Here is a 2734-nt window from a genome sequence, read left to right as displayed (position 1 = left end):
AGCTATTAAAGGGTGGGAGAGAGCATCAAGTACTCGCTCCCCTTGATTCTATGCCAATTTTTGTAAAGGCTGGCTCAGTAATTCCCGAGGCTCCGGTAATGCAATATGTTGGTGAATTCGAGGTCGTAGAAATGATCTATCAAATATATTTCTCCGAATATGAGGTGAGCTCAATATGCTTTGAAGATAATGATGAAACTTTTGCCTATGAACAAAATATTTATCTCGAGAAAAAATTTATAATAAGTGGAGACGCAGCTTCAATGCATATTTCGCAATCTATTCAGGGTTTATTCAATCCCATGTATAACTTATATGATCTTAAAATTATTGGCCTCCCTTTCACTCCTCAAAAAGTCTTAATTGATGGTGTCGAATTTCAAGGCTCTATTGCATTTGATGAATTAAAACAATTCAGAATTAAATGCAATAAGAATTTTAAAATGATTGATATAATTTCCTGATAATAAGGTATTTGTTTTATTTATAAGCTTCAATTTTATATAATGCTAAAAGATAATATAGCACTAAGCTCTCCACAAAAAGGATCAGATTCAGTTATTTCTAAGTCCTTTTCTCTCCTTAATGATTTAGATATTAGCCTTTTTAAATCTGGCAAACATTTTAAATTATATGAGAAATTAGGTGCTCATGTGGTCAATTTTGAGGGTATTGAGGGGATATATTTTGCCGTTTGGGCTCCAAATGCAAAGAAGATTTCAGTAAAATTTATTGGATTAAAGTCCTCAACTTATCCAATGAAAAAGAGGTCTGATGATTCAGGTATTTGGGAGATCTTTATTCCTGAAATTATAAGAGGAATACGCTATAATTATTTAATTAGTAGCCAAAAAGGCCAAATTCTTGAAAAGTCTGATCCTTTTTCTTTTAAATGGGAACAACAACCATCAATTTGCTCTACAGTTTGGGATACGGCCTATTCTTGGCAGGATAATTCTTGGATGGAAAATAGAAAGGAACATAATGGACTAAATAAACCGATGTCTGTTTATGAAATGCATTTTGGCTCATGGTCGCGAAGTCTTGAATCGCCATACGAGTTTTTAACTTATCGCCAAATGTCTGAAATCTTAATTCCATATCTTAAAGAAACTGGATTTACACATGTAGAATTTCTGCCATTGATGGAACACCCTTACTATCCCTCTTGGGGATACCAAATTACGGGATATTTTGCCGCTACAAACCGTTATGGTACTCCGCAAGACTTGATGTTCCTCATTGAACAATTACATCTTAATGGAATAGGTGTGATTCTAGATTGGGTTCCTTCCCATTTTCCTGGCGATGAGCATGGTTTATTTCGTTTTGATGGTAGCCACCTCTTTGAACATGATGATTTTAAAAAAGGCTTTCACCCCGATTGGAAATCCTATATTTTTAATTATGGCAAAAGTGAAGTAAAATCTTTTTTGATTAGTAATGCCCACTTTTGGATGGAATGTTTTCATGTTGATTGCTTACGTGTGGATGCAGTAGCTTCTATGCTTTACCTCGATTATTCGCGCAAAGAAGGGGAGTGGCTCCCCAATATTAATGGTGGGAAGGAAAATTTGGAAGCTATCTCTTTTATTCAAGATTTAAATCAATCGCTGTATACTCATTTTCCTGATATACAGACTATTGCAGAGGAATCTACTGCCTTTCCTGGGGTAACTAGGCCTGTTCATTTAGGTGGATTAGGCTTCGGAATGAAATGGATGATGGGATGGATGCATGACACCCTTGAGTATTTTGGTAAGGATCCAGTACATCGTAAATTTGAACATCAGGGGATAACTTTTAGTACTTATTATGCATTTACAGAAAATTTCATGCTCACATTTTCTCATGATGAGGTGGTACATGAAAAGGGCTCCCTACTCAATAGAATGCCTGGCGATGAATGGCAGAAATTTGCTAACCTCCGTTTACTTTATCTATACATGTTTACCCATCCAGGGACCAAATGTCTTTTTATGGGCAATGAAATCGGACAAGTTGATGAATGGGATTTTAATAAATCGATCGACTGGCATTTATTAGAACATGCTAAGCATCAAGGGGTTAAAAGGGTAGTTACCGCACTGAATCTGCTTTATAAATCTGAACCCGCTTTATACGAGAAGAGTTTTGACGAGTCTGGTTTCGAATGGGTTGAGGGATCTGATGCTGATAATTCGATTTTAGCATACCTCCGTAAAGGCTTTAATCCAGAGGATGATATTTTGGTCATTCTTAATTTAACTCCTGTTCCAAGAAATTCATGGCGTGTAGGATTGCCTTTTAAAGGAAAATGGAAGCTCTTGTTGAATTCTGATGAAGAACAGTTTTATGGAGCGGGCCTCTTTAATGATACAGAGTTTTTATCTGAGGAGAAGGCTTGGCATGGTAGAAAATATTCGACTTTAGTCAATTTGCCACCCTTAGCAGGCTTAGTCTTTAAGAGACCAATATCTGAGAATATTTCATAAAAAACCCTGTTTCTGATATGAAACAGGGTTTTTTTAATTTATAAAATGAGGTTTAATTCTTATTTTACTGTAGCAATATGCTGAACTAGGTCGATTAATTTATTGGAATAACCCCACTCATTATCGTACCATGCAACTACCTTTACGAAATTATCATTCAAAGCAATACCTGCTTTTGCATCAAAAATTGAGGTACGTGCATCGCCAAGGAAATCAGTTGAAACAACTTCATCTTCAGTATATCCTAAAATGCCTTTTAA

The 2734-nt window shown here is 35.7% G+C and carries 1 protein-coding gene and 2 pseudogenes; 2 read left to right on the top strand and 1 reads right to left on the bottom strand.

What is annotated here, in order from left to right:
• Together ACIQ0D_RS12580 and glgB are read left to right on the top strand one after the other, a co-directional pair.
• Positions 1-464 (top strand): annotated as a pseudogene (locus ACIQ0D_RS12580) (glycosyl hydrolase); the annotation flags it as partial.
• A gap of 42 nt (positions 465-506) precedes the next feature.
• The gene (gene glgB / locus ACIQ0D_RS12575; RefSeq protein ID WP_395806139.1) at positions 507-2474 is read left to right on the top strand and encodes a 1,4-alpha-glucan branching protein GlgB; all 1968 of its coding nucleotides are present in this window, start codon (positions 507-509) and stop codon (positions 2472-2474) included.
• A gap of 59 nt (positions 2475-2533) precedes the next feature.
• Here glgB and ACIQ0D_RS12570 read toward each other — a convergent pair.
• Positions 2534-2734: pseudogene (locus ACIQ0D_RS12570) on the bottom strand (type I glyceraldehyde-3-phosphate dehydrogenase); the annotation flags it as partial.

The sequence above is a fragment of the Daejeonella sp. genome (genome assembly GCF_044342615.1).
GTDB lineage: Bacteria > Bacteroidota > Bacteroidia > Sphingobacteriales > Sphingobacteriaceae > Daejeonella.
Note: the sequence above shows the minus strand (reverse complement) of the source record. Positions and strands in the feature narration are given on the sequence as shown.